The sequence below is a fragment of the Lacticaseibacillus thailandensis DSM 22698 = JCM 13996 genome (assembly GCF_001436135.1).
Lineage (GTDB): Bacteria > Bacillota > Bacilli > Lactobacillales > Lactobacillaceae > Lacticaseibacillus > Lacticaseibacillus thailandensis.
Map to the genome: position 1 here is coordinate 135,113 of NZ_AYZK01000003.1, position 16,090 is coordinate 151,202.

Consider the following 16,090-nt stretch of genomic DNA (forward strand, 5'->3'; position numbering starts at 1 on the left):
CTACGGTTAGTCTTGGTGCAAGTCCCGCATCCACGCCAGCGCGATAGCCTTGGCGCCCAGGTGGGTACCGATGGCCGGCCCAAAGTAGGACCGTTGGATGCGGACATCGGGAAACTGTTGCTGCAGACTGTGTTGCCAGTCATCCCCAGCCTGGGGATCGTTACCGTCGATGACCCACGCGCGTAATGGGTAGTCCGCGTCCTCTTGAGCTTGCGCAAACAGTGTTTCCACGTGACGGTAAGCGCGGGGCAGGGTGCGCACCTTGTCCGCCACCACGATTTTATGGGTGGTGTCATCAAAAGTAAGCAGGGGTTTGATGCGCAACATGCTACCCAGGATACCTGCGGTGTTGCTCAGGCGCCCACCCCGCACGAGGTGCTGCAGGTCGTTCACGATGAAGTACTCACCGGTTGAAGCACGCAGGATGTCCAGTTGGTGGATGATCTCATCCACGCTCGCGCCCGCCGCGGCCATCCGTCCGGCGGTCAACACCATCTCGCCCATGAGGATGACCGTGATCTGGGAATCATACACGATGATGTGCTGATCGGTGGTCTCCCGTGCGAGGGCACTCACGGTACTGTTGATCCCAGAAATCGTGGCGGATAGGTAGATGTTGATGACGGTATCGTACCCCTCTGCGAGCAGCTGGTGGTGAATGTCGATCACGTCACCTAACCGCGGCTGCGAGGTGTGCGGGAACTCTTTGGCCGTTTTTAGGTGCGCGTAGTACTCCGAAGTGGTAATGTCGACCCCCTCGTTGTACGTCGTTCCGTCAATGATCACCGGGGTCGTGGCGACGCGAATGGGGAGGTCACCAATCTGCTCCGGTGTGATGTAGGCGGTACTGTCGGTAACAATTGCAATCTTCATGTGGGCACCCTTCTTCTTTGCAGCTAGTCACTGTAAGTCTACATGCAAAGGGGAAAGGTGTCCAACCGTAACCAACGCGGTGTCAGCGGCGCAACTGTAGTCACCCGCCCGGATTTGGGCTATGCTAGTGGTAACGATTACAAGGAGGACTGCTACGTATGCTGAATGTTGCTTATATTGGTAATGGTAAGAGCACCAACCGCTACCACTTGCCGTTTGTGCTCCAACTCAAGGACCAGTTTCACGTTAAGACGATCTATTCACCAAGCGGGCGCATCCGTTGGGCCAAGATTGATGGGGTGCACTACACGACCGACCTCAATGATATTTACGGTGACGATAGTATTGATTTAGTGGTGGTGACGACGCCGAGCCGGTTCCACTACGCGACGGCCAAGGATGTCTTGGCGCACGGCAAGAACGTGCTGGTGGAAAAGCCGTTCACGGAAACGTCCGCGCAAGCGCGGGAGTTGTTTGATCTCGCCCATGAACGCGGACTGTTCATCCAGTGTTACCAGAACCGGCGCTTTGATTCTGACTGGTTGACCGTGCAAAAGGTGATCAAGAGCGGCGTGCTGGGTGACCTCTTTGAGTTGGAATCCAATTACGATTACTACCGGCCGTACGTGCCCGAGCAGGCGACTAGCTTCAGCAAAATTGATAGTTTTCTGTACGGCCACGGGTGCCACACGCTCGACCAAATCATCAGTTACTTTGGGCACCCGGACCGGACCCATTACGACGTTCGGCAGTTGCTGGGCCCCGGTCGCATGAACGATTACTTTGATATCGATATGTATTACGGTCGGACCAAGGTGCGCGTGGCGTCGAGCTATTTCCGCGTGCAAGCACGGCCGAGTTTCGTGGTTTATGGCCGGCGGGGGATGTTTACCAAAGCCGCAATGGACCGGCAGGAGGTGGACTTGAAGCACTTTTACATGCCAGACCACGACGACTTTGGCCTGGATCGGCCCGAAGATTACGGGACGCTCATCTACTATGATGATGACGGTCAATACCACGAGGAGAAGGTGCCCACGGTGCGGGGCGATTATAGCCGTGTGTACGCGGGCATATACGCCACGTTGGCCCAAGGCGCGCCGAAGATCGTCCGGGACGAGGAAACCATTGAACAAATTTCGATGCTGGAAACGGGTATCCAGCAATGTAAGTAATAGCGCAAAGTGATTGAGACGGCGTACGTCATCCTGTCGGGTGGCACGCCGTCTTTTTAGTGGGGTGGAGCCAGCAACAGGTTGCTTATACGAACATATGTTCGTATAATAAGGGTATCAACTCGTTGGAGGTGATGGGGATGTCTAAGCAACGACGCTACGGGTTACTAGATATGTACACGGCGGTGACACCAGGGCTGGTCCAGGACTTCTTTGCCCACCAATACCGTGATCGGGGGATGAAGAAGTGGCAGGGTTACTACCTGAGTGACCATACCAGTGCGCTGAATAAGATGCACCAACGCTACATGCATCCGGAGCAACCGCTGTCCGAGCAGAGTACGCTGTACGTCACGACCATCCTCGATGAGGGGTTTCGTAATGGTCGTGAGGTGACCGTGCAGACCCGCCACGTGGATACGAATGGCCAATTAGACGAGATGTTTTCCGGCATGGTGGATGGCTATGAGGATAACGATGTGTTTATCGACGGTCGGCGGGTAGCCATCGACGATATCCGTCATGTCTGGATCACACTGGCAGGCGATCCCGAAGTAGGGGGTGTGCGTGATGGTCAGGCAGCAACAGGCTGATGATGCGGCGGTCGACACGGTCGCACACTTAGCGGAAAACGCCGTGTTGGCCAAGTACCCCGAGATGATTACCACGTTGGATAGGCCCCCAGCAGTACGGGGATACGTACTGTCGCTGTACATTATGGCGGCAACCTCCACGGCGCAGCTCGTGTTGGGTGAGGTGGTTGATGCCAGCTTAGTGCCACCCACGGAAAAGTTTATTCCCATCACGTTGGCAACGCGCCAGCAAACCCTGGCGGGTGTGATGTACTACGCGAACCTGTACCATGATCGTTTTCGACGGGAATACCAGACCATGGTCCAACGCCTAACTAAATGGCGGCGTGAACACGGCGTGGATGGGTAGGCCGTAGCCTGATGACCGTTATCTTGAAAAAATGTGCGCAACCCCTTGCGTGGCGGGCGTATGCATGATAATATATTTAAGTCGTCAAGGCGACAGGCAGTAACATGGGCGGTTAGCTCAGCTGGCAGAGCACCGGACTCTTAATCCGGGTGTCCAGGGTTCGATCCCCTGACCGCCCAGCAAATATCGGCGAGAACCTCATCAGTTTTGACTGGTGGGGCGCTTTTTTTATTCGGGCTGATCGCTAGATGGTGGTGGCCAGGTTATCAATTACTTAGTACGTGTACGGACAATGGACCTGGACGTAATGGAGGTTGAATACGCAATGGTGACGGATATTTTTGTCGTACTGGTAGCACTCGAAGCACTTTTCATTATGGGGCTAGAAATATTTGGGACCCAGACGGCAATGGCACGGCGGGCGTTTGGGCTGTCCCGGGAGTATCTCGCCACGAGGACGGCACGGTCGGCGATGGCTAATCAGGGACTCTATAATGGTTTTGTCGGCGTAGGTCTACTGTACGCGCGTTATGGCCTCACCGGGGCGGCTGCGTACCGTATGCAACTCGTCTTTGTGGGTTTCGTCGTGGTCGCCGCCATCTTCGGTGCGCTGACGGCTAATAAGCAGATTATTTTGACCCAGGGTAGTCCGGCGATTGTGGCGTTGCTGCTGTTACTACTATTGCATTAATAGTACCGGCCGCAAGCGGATTGATAGGTGGTCAATGGCTGTTGCGGTTACTTGGACGAATATTTAGGTGGTACGTACTAACCGGCGGTCCATGGGCAGCCGGTTTTTTGGTGGGCGCAGTACTGCGGGCGGATTTCAGCGCGTCGTGGTGCCTGTCAGTGGTGACGGAACAAAGTTTCTTGGACGTAACCGTACTGCAAGTAAGAATAATTAGTTATAATGTTATGTTAAACGGTAGCAATTTATTGGGTAACGTCACTGTGCAACTAGCTGGGAGTGAGCGTATGGGTACGGAACAAAGTACATATTTACAGCGACTGGGTCAATTCTTCCATGATGTCCGCGTGGGCCGTGGGGTCAAGCTACGGGAAGCGGCGGGTGACTGGTCGGTATCCACGTTGTCGCGCTTTGAACGCGGTGAGCACGATATTAGTGCGGATAAGGGCGTGGAACTGATGGCCCGGTTGGGGTTAGAGGATACTGACTTTTTGTCATTCTATAACCGGCAGCCGGGCAACTTGCCGGTGCTTGCTATGGACGCGGCGCTGTCGTACGAACCGGCAATGGTGGTGCGTCGCCGCGCCGCGTACTTTGCGGAGCACCCGGAACGAAATACGCTTACTTCAGTAGTGGCGACGTGTCTGAACGCGGCGGAACATTGGCGGGAGCCGGACTTCCGGTTTAGTGACGCGGAAGAACAGCTTTTAGCTGACCGGCTGGCCGTACCCGAACACTACGCATTCTTGGAAGTGGCGATGCTTAAAGTAATCGGAGGTCCGGCAAGCCATGAACTGTTGACCTTGCTGTGGCAGCGTATTGAACGTATGGGGCCGAAGTGGCCGTATTACGGAATAAGGCTACTTATGGTGTGGCTCGGTGCAATCATGGATCGGGATATGCCCCTCATTGACGGAATTGAGGCCAAGCTGACACCTATCTTTACGCATTACGCAGAGAATAAATTTACCCTCGAGTACCTACCAAACTGGGCGTATGGCCAAGCTGCCGTGCGGTGGTTGCGGGACCCGACGGCGGCCAATGCAGCCCGTATCCAGCAATTGATTGACGATTTAATGGTGATGGGCGCCGCTGATGATGCCCACTGGTTTAACAATATGTTTACCCGGATGCAGCACGCACACGTGCGCCATAACGACACCCTGGTTGATCACCCACTGACGCTGGCCGTCAGCCATACTTTAGGGCAGTTACTGCAAAATCAGCGGCATTACTTTGGCCTTAGTTTACGGGATATTAGTCAGGGATTTAGCGTTAGCGCTTTGCGCCGTTTCGAAGCTGGAGCAACGCAAATTGCGTTTGCTGGTTTGATGCGCTTGATGGGGTCGTTGGGCTTGCAGCCATCACAGTATTTTACGTATTTGGGACGCACTGACCGTCATCCTTTGGGGGTGATTGGGTTGCGAGCGACGTATATTAGACTCAAACATTACGTTCCTGATAGCGAACAACCAGCACCAGTGGTAATTTGTCAGCAATTTGTTTTACAAATACCAGAGAAGCCGCAGTCAGTGTTATCGGTACAGATGCTTGTGTTGTACACAGTCGCCGGTTTAGCGCTGCCCGTTGAAATTAGCGGGGGGTTACAAGCTATATTCACGTTATTAATGCAATCGAACCAGTGGCAAGTAATGGAAATGTTGGCCGCGCAAGCGCTTGTCCATTGGTTGGCGCCGGAGCAAATCGTGCCGTTGTTTCAGCATGGACACCGGCTCCTGGTGAAGTCGCCGGAAATGTTGGGCGGCACCTATTTCTTTGAGGGCCTCAATTACGCATTAGTGCATGTGACCAAGACTAGCCCGCACGGTGTGGCCCGCATGTTTCTCAAGCAGTTTGACTGGTTACCGCGGGGGGCGAACTTCACGCCGGGTGCGTGGACGGCCACCGGTTCGTGGTTGTTTGCCCGCGCGTTGATATCGCCTGGGCCAAAAGCCATGGCTGCGTGCCGTTCGTTTGTAGCGCGGTCGCGGCGGGTCGGGCACCTTGATGCGGTGGATGCGATGCAGGAATCATGGGGCGATCTCGTTCCGGAGGCGTTATTTAAGCGGGAATGTTGAAGTGCATACGAGCATTTGGCGTAAAGGTAGGGGTTGTAGCATGGTCGAGACTGCAAGTGATTACTTACAACGATTAGGTAAATTCTTCCATGACATCCGTGTTGGTCGTGGTGTGACGTTACGCGCAGCGGCGGGCAACTGGTCGGCGTCGACATTGTCGCGCTTTGAGCACGGGGAACAAGACATTAGTGCTGTCAAAGCCGTTGACCTAATGGCCCGATTGGGGTTGGAGGATACCGATTTTCTGGCGTTCTACGAGGCACAACCGGGTAATTTTCCGTTGACGGTGCTTGACGATGCGCTCGCTCATAATGTTAAAAGTGTGGTGAAACGGCGCAAGGCTTACTTCGTTGAGCATCCCGAGCACAACACGTTGACACAACTGGCGGCGGTCCTGTTAGATGCTGCCGAGCATTGGGGACAACCAGATTTTCGGTTTAGTGATGCGCAGGAACAATGCCTCGCCGACCGGTTAGCGTTGCCCGAACATTATATGATGCTAGAAATTTCCATTCTGAAAGTTGTAGGTGGCCCGGCGAGTCACGAATTGTTAACTTTGTTATGGCAGCGGATCGAACGGTTGGGCCCCAAATGGCCACTTTACGGGATTCGGTTACTCATGGTGTGGTTGGGTGCGATTATGGATCGTGATATATCCTTGGTCGATGCCATTGAGGCCAAGTTGAAGCCCATTTTTACGCACTATTGGGACAATAAGTTTACTTTAGAGTACTTACCAAACTGGACCTATGGTGAAGCCGCGGTGCGGTGGTTACGGGAGCCAACAGTAGCTAATGAAGCGCGTGTTCACCAAATGGTGGATGATTTGATGGTTATGGGCGGTGTGGATGATGCCCGCTGGTTTAAGAACATGTTTGCCCGGATGCAACACGCGCGGGTTTACCACAACTACAGCATCGTTGATCATCCCATGACGATGACGGCCAGCCACACCATTGGTGAGTTGCTCCGTAACCAGCGTCAGTACTTTGGCCTCACGCTACATGATATCAGCCAGGAGTTTAGTGTTAGTGCGCTACGTCGTTTTGAAACGGGGGACACACAGCTTGCGTTTGGTGGATTAACACGGCTCCTAGGTGCATTGGGACTACAACCCTCACAATTTTTCACTTATTTGGGGCGCACGGATAATCATCCGTTAGGGGTGATAGGGCTACGGGCAGCGTACGTCAAGCTGAGCCAGTTTGCACCATCGATTAGGTATCCTGGGCCTATGGCGGTGTGCCAACAGTTTGAGTTGGAAGTGCAGGATAAACCGACGTCCATATTAAGGGAGCAAATGTTTATTCTTTACACGCTGGCGGGCGTAGGGGACCCGCCAACAATGCGGCGTGATGCGGATCGCGTCTTCGCGCTACTAATGCAGTCCGACTTGTGGAAGATTATGGAACTGATGGCGGTACAGGCATTGGGTTCGTGGTTGACCCCCGCGCAGATGATTCCGTTGTTCCAGCATGGCCGTCGTATATTGGACAATTCCCCGCAATTTTTATTGGGTCGGGGTCACTTCTTTGACGGATTAAATCGCTCGTTAGTGCGTCTGGTTAAAGCCGATAATAAGGAAGACGCGCATGAGTTCTTACAGCAATTAGATTGGTTACCCCACGGACAAAACGCGTCACCAGAGGCCTGGACGGCTATAGGATCATGGCTCCTTGCTTTAATGTTGGTGGATGGTGATGCCAAAGCCGCGGCGGATTGCCGCGTATTCCTGAAGCGTACTCGCCGTGTGGGACACTTGGATGCCATCGATACGCTGAAGCAACTATGGTCAGGCTTGGTACCCACTGACTTTTTTGCATAAGCGTAAAAATAAGGATCAACGGCAATTACGCTGTTGGTCCCTATTTTCGCGGTGCTATGATTGGTGGTGCTGGTCTTTTAACTCCGTTGACAGCTTTTGTAGGGTTGCCTGAAAGGAATCATCGGGGTCAATATGATTATGCTCCAGGCGGGCTTGCCACCATTGGTTACGGATGGCGATAATCTCCGGGATGATGGCTTCCCCAGCGGTGGTAATGTGGATGATGTTAGTCGTTCGGTTGTCTGGCGACTGGGTTTGCGACACGTAGCTGTCCGTACTGAGGCGGTGGACTTCGCGGGCAATCTGCCCCTTGTTGATGACGAGGGTGCGCGCCAGGTCGTTTTGACTACTATCTCCCTGCTGGTGTAGCAGTAAGAGGATGTAGGCGCTGGTGGCATTAAGCCCCATTTTTTTGTAACGGGACAGAACGTCACGTTGAAACGCACGGTGAATGATGGAAAAGCTCTGGGCAAAGTCGCCAGGGAAAGTATCTAAGGCCACAATAATTCCTCCTGCTGGTCGTTTAATATGTTTATCATAGCAGTTTTAACGCCAACGGGGACATATTTATACGTAGTGGTGGTTGCTTCAGCGTGGCGCAAATATTTCCCGGGAAATAAATCTGAAAGCGCTTGAATTGCATGCGCACCTATTGTAGTGTGAGGTTAACCGCTTTCGCTAGTGGTGCAAAGACATAATGTATGGGGGTATCACGATGAAGAAAGCCGTTATTTTCGATATGGATGGCGTGTTAGTCGACAGTGAGCAGTACTACTTTGACCGGCGGATGCACTTCTTCCACAAATTGGGGTTGGAACCACAAAACGTGCAGTTGAGTGATTACCTCGGTTTGGGTGACGACGAGGGCTGGGTGCAGCTCTTCCCTGACGAGGCGCAGCGGGAGAATGCCCAGGCCGAGTTTGCCAAGTATGAAGCTAAGCACCCAGTTAACTACGCGCCACTGTTGAACCCCGGGGTGAAGGAAGTGCTCGAGTACTTACAAATTAATGGTTATAGCATTGCCTTGGCGTCGGCTGGCGTCACGGCCCACATTAACCGGATGTTAGAGCAGTGCCAGCTCAAGGGTTACTTTGACGTAGTGGAGTACGGTGAAAAGTTGAGTCACAACAAACCGGACCCAGAAATTTACGTTAACGTCGCGCAGAAACTCAACGTTCAGCCGGAAGAGTGCGTGGTGCTCGAGGATAGCGTCAACGGAATTCAGGCGGCTAAGCGTGCCCACATGGAGACGTGGGCGCTCAAGCCGCGGAAGTACGTCATCGACCAGACCCGTGCTGATGCCATTTTGCCGGATATGGATGCCGTTTTGACTAAGCTGAAGGGGCTGACGCGTAACGCGAAATAGGCTGCTGCAGCCGGGACGGGTTAGTGTAAAATGATGGTAGCACGACCATTACATTGCAGTCGCCACGTGCTGACGTCGGGCGGACTGGCTTATTTGGAGGGGTTACTATCTTTTATACGATCTGTGCCATCATTACAGCTCTTAGTAGCATTCTTAGCCTAGGCTTTGCTTGCTTTGCACTCATGTCGGTGCCTAATGATGGGTCCGCCGCGCGGAATAACGCGTTGTACAGCTTTTCGCGTAGCGTCGCCATGGCGCTTATTTGCTGCGGCGTGTTCACGTTTCATAACCTTGCCTACCTGGCGGCGGTCAGCATCATGATGATCGTGGTGGCCGGAATCGACGGGGTGATTGGCCGCAAGATCAGCAAGTTGCGTACCTGGTTACCATGGGGTATGGCCGTGGTGAACCTCGTAGTGCTGCTGATGGTGTACGCCCACTTTTTTTGAAATATGGATCAGAAAAAAACTCTGGGGTGATTGGCCCCAGAGTTTTTTTGGTGAAATTATGCGCGGACGATACGGTCGATGGCAGCTAGCTCATCATCACTAAACTGCGTGTTGTCGACGGCCTTGAGATTGTCCTCCAGGTGTGCCGTGTTGGTGGTGCCAATCACCACGCTGGCGACAACGGGGTCGTGGAGCAACCAAGCTAGTGCCATCTGGGCGAGGGTCTGGTGCCGGGCCGTGGCGATGGCGTTGAGATCGTTCAGCTTCTTGGTGGCCGCATCGAGTCCGTGGGCGAAGATGTGTTTGTTGGTCGGGTGGATCGGGAAGTCTGCCGGAATGCCATCCAGGTAACGGCCACTGAGCAGCCCTTCCGCCAGTGGGCCGTACGCAACGACCCCGACACCACCTTGACGCAACGTGTCTAGGAGGCCCGTATCCTCGACGTTACGGTTCAAAACGTTATAGCTCATCTGATCGAGCACAAACGGCGTACCCAGTTCTTTGAACAGTTGGATGGCCTTTTGGGCTTGCGCGGTTTCAAAGTTGGAGACGCCAATATAGAGCGCCTTCCCGGACCGCACTACGTCATCCAGCGCCCGGACGGTCTCCGCCAGTGGCACCGTATCGTCGAATCGGTGGGCGTACAGAATGTCGACGTAATCCAATTGCAGACGGGTGAGCGAGTCATCGATGCCCTGCAGGATGGCTTTGCGTGAGGTGCCATCGCCAAAGGGGCCGGGGTGGATCTCATAGCCAATCTTGGTGGCAATGACCAATTCATCACGGTAAGGGCGCAGGTCATGAGCTAGAACCTGGCCCAGTAACGTTTCACTGCTACCTTCGTCGCCATCGCCGTAGTGGTTAGCCACGTCAAAGTGGAAGACACCACGGTCAAAGGCGTCGAGAATCAGCTGCCGCCGGTCCGCCAGGGGGTCGGCCGAACTAAAGTGGTGCCAGAGACCCAAGGACACAGGTGGGAGCACCAACCCGCTGTGGCCAGCGGGACGTGGAGCGCAATGGTCGTATCGGTTTGCATCAGCTTTGTACATCGTTATTCCTTCCTTTCCCGTACATAAACAATGTACCATAATTTGTTGGTAAGGCTTACATTGATTGGTGTAATTTAATTTATAGGCTGCATACTGGCCACGGGCTGTGTGGCGGACACTGCGCCTTAAGGTAAAGTTTATGCTTGTGGTGATTTAATGAAGTTTTCGTCAAGGCTACTTCACAACTCCTGGGCATACTATAATAAAAGTATGTTCTGATATTAGGGAGCTGATGACAGATGGATGCAACGAGTGAACAAACGCAACGGTACTACGTGGTGGTACCAGGGAAGCTGCCAGCGCCGTTTCAGGCGTTGTACGCGGTCATGGACGGGCAACTGTGCATCCTGCCACAAACCTTCCTGGTGCGCCGCCCAGAGGCAATCAACGCCTGTAAATTCAGTGCAGAGGATATTGAGCGGTACGGTCTAACTGGCTGTACGCGCCATGCGGTTACGGGCGATGAGTGACGCTCTGGTTATCCTACTAGTATTAATCGTGACGGCGGCCGTCGCGACGATATTGTGGCTGAGCGCTTACCCCATAGTTGCGGTGGTGGTGGGTGTAATTGGTCTGGCAATTTGCTGGATCATCGGCCGGGCGTAGGTCGAGTGGGTGCGTCACCGTAATGGTTGTTTAGTGCGCAGTGGTGCTGTGCGCTTTTGTTCATAAATGTTGATTTTATGCTGTTGTTAGCGGTTACTTTGCGCTATAATTGGGTTAACGAGATGACGTGGTACGGGAGGTAATCGCACATGGCAACGAAGCAATTAACATCGAAACAACGGCACAATGCCTACTTATTTTGGGCGGTAGTGGTCATCGCCACCAACGCGTTCGCAAAGAAGGTACAGATTCCCATGGTTACTAGCGTGGTAATCTGTATCACCGTCTTTGCCCTGTTTCGTCTGTTGTCATTGGATCGGCGGTTCCACCGGGTTTACAAAGCGTTCCGGAGCGCCAGTTCAATGCGGAATCAGGACGGGACATTTGATAACGAAAACTTGAACTCCAAAAAGGCTAAGTAAGCATGCAAGGTAAAAGGCCCTGATCACTTCAAGTGAGGTGGTCAGGGCTTTTAGTATGGGCTTATTCAGCACTTTCAACCGCGGCGGGTGACTTCAAATCGTCGCTAGCCTGTGCACGGTGATGGTCAGCCCGGGCAATGGCGGCCCGAATGTTTACGGGGTGGCCCTCCTTCATCAGGTCATGGTACTCAGCGGTTGCCGTGAAGAGGAGGTCCGACGCGGAGTTGACTGCCGTTTCCACGGAGTCCTGGATCACCCCGATGATGAAGCCAATGGCGACCACCTGCATGGCAACATCATTGCTAATGCCAAACAAACTGGCGGCCATTGGGATGAGCAGCAGTGACCCACCGGCAATCCCGGAGGAACCGGTGGCGGAAACGGCGCTCAGCACGCACAAAATCAGCGCTAACGGGAAGGAGACGTGGATGCCCAAGGTGTTGGCTGCAGCCAGTGTCATAATTGAAACGGTGATGGCAGCCCCACCACTGTTGGCGGTACCCCCGAGCGCGATGGAGACGGCGTACGACTTTTCGTTGAGCCCCAGGTCAGCACACGCCTGCAGGTTGATCGGGATGTTTACCGCCGAGCTCCGGGTAAAGAACGCAGGGATTCCGGATACCTTCAGGGTCCATAAGACCAACGGGAAGGGGTTCTGGTGTGTCATCAGGAACACCATACCGGAGTAAACCACCAGGTAGGTAAACGCCATGGTGCCCACTAGGAGCAGCACGAGCTGCCCGTAACGCGCGATACCCGCCAGACCGGTTGTGGCGATGGAATTGTGGAGTAGACCGACAATCCCGAACGGAGCAAATTCAATGATGAACTGCGCGGCCCGTTCAATGGTTTGGGCAAAGTCAGCGATGACCTGCTTGGTGCCTTGGTGCGCGTGCCGTAAACCGAAGCCAATCACGAGGCCCCAGAAGAGAATGGTGAGGTAGCTGGCGTTGACGATGGCCGCAATGGGATTGCTGACGGCATTGGTGAGTAAGTTACTAATGACGCTGCCTAAGTCCTGTGGTGCTTTGGCAGCGATTTTAGTTGCCTGAGGGAAAATCAGGTGGATCTTGAAGATGTATGATGCACCCACCGCGGCTAGCGCCGCAATCAACGTTGCCCCCGCGTACAGGAGGACTACGGAGCTAAAGTGATTTTTCGCGCCCTGCTCGTACTTGGAAATGGCTGATAGGATCAGCATAAACACCAGTAGCGGGGCGATGGCCTTCAGGGCACCCACAAAGAGGCTACCGAGAATGTTAATGAAGGTCCATGATGGCACCGTGAGCCCCAAGATAGCCCCAATGATAATCCCAATTACGATCCGCATAATAAGCGGTACACTTTTATAGCGTTGAAACATGCCAATCCCTCCAACTCACCGCAATTTGTCTACGCAGTGTAGACATGTGTTTTTGATATGTGACCATTATGCCCGAACAACTCATGGTTGTCTAGTGCAAATCACAGATTAATTTCAGAAAGTTTGGTACTGATGGTGAGTGCGGGGCAAAGGTGCGGGTACTGGCGCACTGGTAAGGGTGGTGACGGTCAGGGTCCGCGCAGCTTCTCAAGGGATGTTTTCGTGTAACAAAAAAACACGACCCGTGGGCCGTGTTTTTGGGATTGAATTAAACTTACTCTGTAATTAGCCGATGACCTGAACGGATGCGTACAGGATACCTGCGGAAGGAATTTGGCTACTTGGCATCGCAACATCCAACTGGTTAGGGTTGCTGTAAGCGAAGGAACCAGTATCATTAACCGTCCGGTACCAAACCGTACCGTTAGACAGGGTGATCTTCAACCGCGTGCCCTTTGGGTAAACGGAGAGGTTAGCGGCGACACCACCGTAGCCCATGTTGGAACCCATGACGGCTGGGTCATAGAAACTCAGCTTCATCTGACGGCTACTACCAGTGGTAGTCGTGTTGCTACTGTTGTTGGCCGTTGTCGTGCTAGTAGTTGTTGCCGCCTGCGTCGTAGTGGTTGCGACGCTGGAAGCAGCGGAACTAGCGGCAGAAGGTGCTGCGGAGCTGGCTGCCGGTGCGGCTGAACTAGTAGCGGAACTGGCCACAGAGCTATTAGCGGAACTAGCTACGGAACTAGTAGCTGATGAGGTTGCAGCACTAGTAGCGGCGCTGGATGCGGCGCTAGTAGCAGTTGGAACCAAACTCAGCTTCTGGCCAACCGTCAACGTGTTAGCGTTGGCGAGGTGGTTGTAACTAACCAGGTTAGTCAGGGTCACGTTAAACTTTGCGGCGATGGCACTCAGCGTGTCACCACTCTGAACGGTGTAACTAGTAACGTTGGTTGTTGCAGCGGAACTAGCAACGCTGGTAGCGGCACTAGCTAACTGCAATTTCTGGCCGGTCAGAATAAAGTTGGCGTCCTTGATGTTGTTGGCATTAACCAACTTGCTGACGGTCGTCTTGTGGGTTGCGGCCAGCTGTGAGAGGGTATCCCCAGCCTGAACCGTGATGGTGTTATTATCGTTTGTTGCGGCGTGTACGTTGCTCTGCTGTGCCAACAATGTTGCAGGAACAATTGCGAACGCTGCGGAAACAATCCATTTCATATTAGCTGCTTTGATAATCATTCACTCCTAATTTCTTTGCCTGTGTTTATCAACTGTCTGCAGTATAGCTTCTGGGTGTGTCATGTAGACCGCAAGAAGGTTACAAATTGGGCTTGTTTTGCAACGTTGTAACTTGAATGCAACGAAACAGGTGTTACTTTTAAATGTAACCGTTTTTGTAGTATTAGGGTCGTAAATTGGTCTAAAAATTGCCCAAAAGCGGCAACATTTTGGTCATATTACGACAATGTTGCAGCTTTTGGGCGGTAGTACACACCTAAGTGAGGGCAAAATAGTTGAAATTAACGGCCAGATGGTGGATTGCGGGATCAATTGAGTACGATTGTGGTTACTTTGCATCGGCCATTGCCTAAAGTAATACGAGCGGACTGCTTGATCAGGTGCAATGACTTTGATTTCTAGACAAACAAAAGCCCCCGCGCCATTGCGCGGAGGCTTCACGTCGTTGGTCGACGACGTGGTTCCACCTGAATCATTCAAACACTAAGCATCACCCTTGGCAGCTTCTTCTGCGTTAGTCTTACGCAGCTTGACACTGTCGTTAACGTGGTGGCCTTCGTCAGCGTACTGCTGGTTACGCTTGAGCATCTGACGACGGTACCACAGGAAGAGTAGCAGGTATGCAGCCAGTGCGACGAAGAAGCCAATCAGCATCTTCATATCGCCACCTTGGCCTTTACCAAGCAGGTAGCCCAGGAATTGCTCCAAAGGACCTTCCTTAGTGGATTCAGCAATTTCTTGGTGGCCACCCAAGTTCTTAGGGAAGGCACCAACCTGCTTAGCCATCTTAGTAACGAATGGCGCGGACAGGGTACCAGCCCACAGGAAGATAGGTAGTTCAATAGCACCAATAACGATCATCCGAATCAGACGACCACGGGTAACAACCAGCAGCGCTGGGGTAACACCCATGGCGATGATACCACCAAGTGGCAGGATACGGTTGCCTGGCAGAACCAGGGATTCGAGCAGCATGATTGGTGCAAGGACGTTGGCAGCAGCCCAAACTTCGGCACGGCCAGCGATGAATGGCCAGTCAAGACCGATGTTCAGAACACGGCCGTGGAGACGCTTGTTAGCCAGGTCGGTAACACCTTGGGACAGTGGTTCAACAGAAGCGATGAACCAGGAACCGATGATGGAGAACAGTTCCAGGCAGGCACCGGCAACGAACATCAGCGTGAAGATTTCCTTGACGCTCTGACGAGACATCAAGCCAATGAACACACCAAGGTAGCAACCAATGGCGAAACGGCTGCCCCAGAACCCGATCTTTTCGTTCAACTTGGCAGCGTCAAAGTCGAACTTGTCGAGCCATGGGAACAGGACGTCAAACAACTTGTTGAAGACCATGATCACAGGGTTCATCATGTAGTTCAAGTGGGTCGTGGTCATTGGGTTGTCCCAGTTGTCCAGCAAGTCGTTGAAGGTTGGCTTCATCAGGTCAGAGTTGAAGATCTTCATAACACCGATGAAGATAACCAGCAACGTAGCGGTCAGCAGGTTAGCACCAAAGAAGATGGCCATCAAACCCGTGAAGGACATGTGCCAAACATCGAAGATATCGACGTCCAGCGTGTCAGTTAGCTTCAAAGCCAACATAATCAAGTTGACGATCACCAACAGGGCCAGGAAGAACAGCGTGTATGGCGAGCCCCAAGTAATCGTGGCCAGTGGGGCCCAACCTAAGTCAGTAATACTGAGGTTGATCCCGGTGGACTTAACGAATGCTTGCAGCGCGGTACTGTACTCGCCGGTCAGCAAGTTGATGACGTCACTGATACCAGTCAACGCAATCGCTAACTTAATACCACCTTCGAGGGCCCGGGAGAACTTAACCCCGATGGCCCAGGCAATCAGCGTCAAGACGATTAACATCATAGGCGCAGCGCCGAGGTTGATGATAGGTTTGAAGATTACGTTCGACCAATGAATAATAAATTGCATAGGTACATCTCACCCCTTTGAGAATGTAACGCAGCGGTCAACTGCGATATTGCCGTGAAACCCAACAGAAT

16 protein-coding genes and 1 tRNA gene are annotated in these 16,090 nt (G+C 53.1%); 11 read left to right on the top strand and 6 right to left on the bottom strand.

Annotated elements, in window-relative coordinates; all coding sequences use genetic code 11:
* Positions 1–6: 6 nt before the first annotated feature.
* Positions 7–873: a DegV family protein gene (locus tag FD19_RS05930; RefSeq protein ID WP_054750387.1), complete on the bottom strand. Its 867-nt coding sequence runs from the start codon at positions 871–873 to the stop codon at positions 7–9.
* 158 nt (positions 874–1,031) lie between these two features.
* On the opposite strand from FD19_RS05930, the gene FD19_RS05935 reads away from it, so the two are divergent.
* From FD19_RS05935 to FD19_RS05965, 7 genes are all read left to right on the top strand, one after another.
* Positions 1,032–2,048: a Gfo/Idh/MocA family oxidoreductase gene (locus FD19_RS05935; protein WP_054750389.1), complete on the top strand. Its 1,017-nt coding sequence runs from the start codon at positions 1,032–1,034 to the stop codon at positions 2,046–2,048.
* Between the two features lie 140 nt (positions 2,049–2,188).
* Positions 2,189–2,641 (top strand): hypothetical protein, encoded by a 453-nt coding sequence (locus tag FD19_RS05940; RefSeq protein WP_054750391.1) that lies wholly within the window; start codon positions 2,189–2,191, stop codon positions 2,639–2,641.
* Positions 2,619–2,990: a hypothetical protein gene (locus FD19_RS05945; protein ID WP_054750393.1), complete on the top strand. Its 372-nt coding sequence runs from the start codon at positions 2,619–2,621 to the stop codon at positions 2,988–2,990. The genes FD19_RS05940 and FD19_RS05945 overlap by 23 nt, the downstream gene beginning before the upstream one ends.
* A gap of 106 nt (positions 2,991–3,096) precedes the next feature.
* Positions 3,097–3,169 (top strand) — tRNA-Lys (locus FD19_RS05950).
* 146 nt (positions 3,170–3,315) lie between these two features.
* Positions 3,316–3,681: a DUF1304 domain-containing protein gene (locus FD19_RS05955; protein WP_173585374.1), complete on the top strand. Its 366-nt coding sequence runs from the start codon at positions 3,316–3,318 to the stop codon at positions 3,679–3,681.
* A gap of 284 nt (positions 3,682–3,965) precedes the next feature.
* Positions 3,966–5,756 carry a helix-turn-helix domain-containing protein gene (locus tag FD19_RS05960; protein ID WP_054750395.1) on the top strand — a complete coding sequence of 597 codons (1,791 nt, stop codon included), beginning with the start codon at positions 3,966–3,968 and terminating at the stop codon, positions 5,754–5,756.
* A 40-nt stretch (positions 5,757–5,796) separates the two neighbouring features.
* Complete coding sequence (locus FD19_RS05965) at positions 5,797–7,581, top strand: helix-turn-helix domain-containing protein (RefSeq protein ID WP_056969353.1); 1,785 nt, start codon at positions 5,797–5,799, stop codon at positions 7,579–7,581.
* 54 nt (positions 7,582–7,635) lie between these two features.
* Here the strand turns inward: FD19_RS05965 and FD19_RS05970 are convergent, their stop codons facing one another.
* Positions 7,636–8,082: a MarR family winged helix-turn-helix transcriptional regulator gene (locus FD19_RS05970; RefSeq protein ID WP_056969354.1), complete on the bottom strand. Its 447-nt coding sequence runs from the start codon at positions 8,080–8,082 to the stop codon at positions 7,636–7,638.
* A 214-nt stretch (positions 8,083–8,296) separates the two neighbouring features.
* Here FD19_RS05970 and FD19_RS05975 point away from each other — a divergent pair, with 214 nt between their 5' ends.
* Together FD19_RS05975 and FD19_RS05980 are read left to right on the top strand one after the other, a co-directional pair.
* Positions 8,297–8,947, top strand: a complete 651-nt coding sequence (locus tag FD19_RS05975) for an HAD family hydrolase (RefSeq protein ID WP_054750401.1) — start codon at positions 8,297–8,299, stop codon at positions 8,945–8,947.
* A gap of 182 nt (positions 8,948–9,129) precedes the next feature.
* A complete protein-coding gene (locus FD19_RS05980) occupies positions 9,130–9,396 on the top strand; it encodes a hypothetical protein (protein WP_056969355.1) in 267 nt (88 codons plus the stop codon).
* A gap of 56 nt (positions 9,397–9,452) precedes the next feature.
* Here FD19_RS05980 and FD19_RS05985 read toward each other — a convergent pair whose 3' ends face one another.
* Entirely contained in the window at positions 9,453–10,445 is a 993-nt protein-coding gene (locus FD19_RS05985; RefSeq protein ID WP_054750405.1) for an aldo/keto reductase, read from the bottom strand.
* Positions 10,446–10,684: 239 nt separating this feature from the next.
* Between FD19_RS05985 and FD19_RS05990 the strand changes: the two genes are divergently transcribed.
* On the top strand, positions 10,685–10,915 hold the full coding sequence (locus tag FD19_RS05990; protein ID WP_054750406.1) for a hypothetical protein: 231 nt from the start codon (positions 10,685–10,687) through the stop codon (positions 10,913–10,915).
* A 285-nt stretch (positions 10,916–11,200) separates the two neighbouring features.
* A complete protein-coding gene (locus tag FD19_RS05995) occupies positions 11,201–11,473 on the top strand; it encodes a hypothetical protein (RefSeq protein WP_054750408.1) in 273 nt (90 codons plus the stop codon).
* 61 nt (positions 11,474–11,534) lie between these two features.
* Here FD19_RS05995 and sstT read toward each other — a convergent pair whose 3' ends face one another.
* The 3 genes from sstT to FD19_RS06010 form a co-directional block, all read right to left on the bottom strand.
* Positions 11,535–12,836: a serine/threonine transporter SstT gene (gene sstT / locus FD19_RS06000; RefSeq protein ID WP_054750410.1), complete on the bottom strand. Its 1,302-nt coding sequence runs from the start codon at positions 12,834–12,836 to the stop codon at positions 11,535–11,537.
* 285 nt (positions 12,837–13,121) lie between these two features.
* Positions 13,122–14,072, bottom strand: coding sequence for a LysM peptidoglycan-binding domain-containing protein (locus FD19_RS09965; protein WP_082619517.1), 951 nt, complete (start codon positions 14,070–14,072; stop codon positions 13,122–13,124).
* Positions 14,073–14,555: 483 nt separating this feature from the next.
* A complete protein-coding gene (locus FD19_RS06010) occupies positions 14,556–16,019 on the bottom strand; it encodes a PTS galactitol transporter subunit IIC (RefSeq protein ID WP_056969356.1) in 1,464 nt (487 codons plus the stop codon).
* Positions 16,020–16,090: the final 71 nt, after the last annotated feature.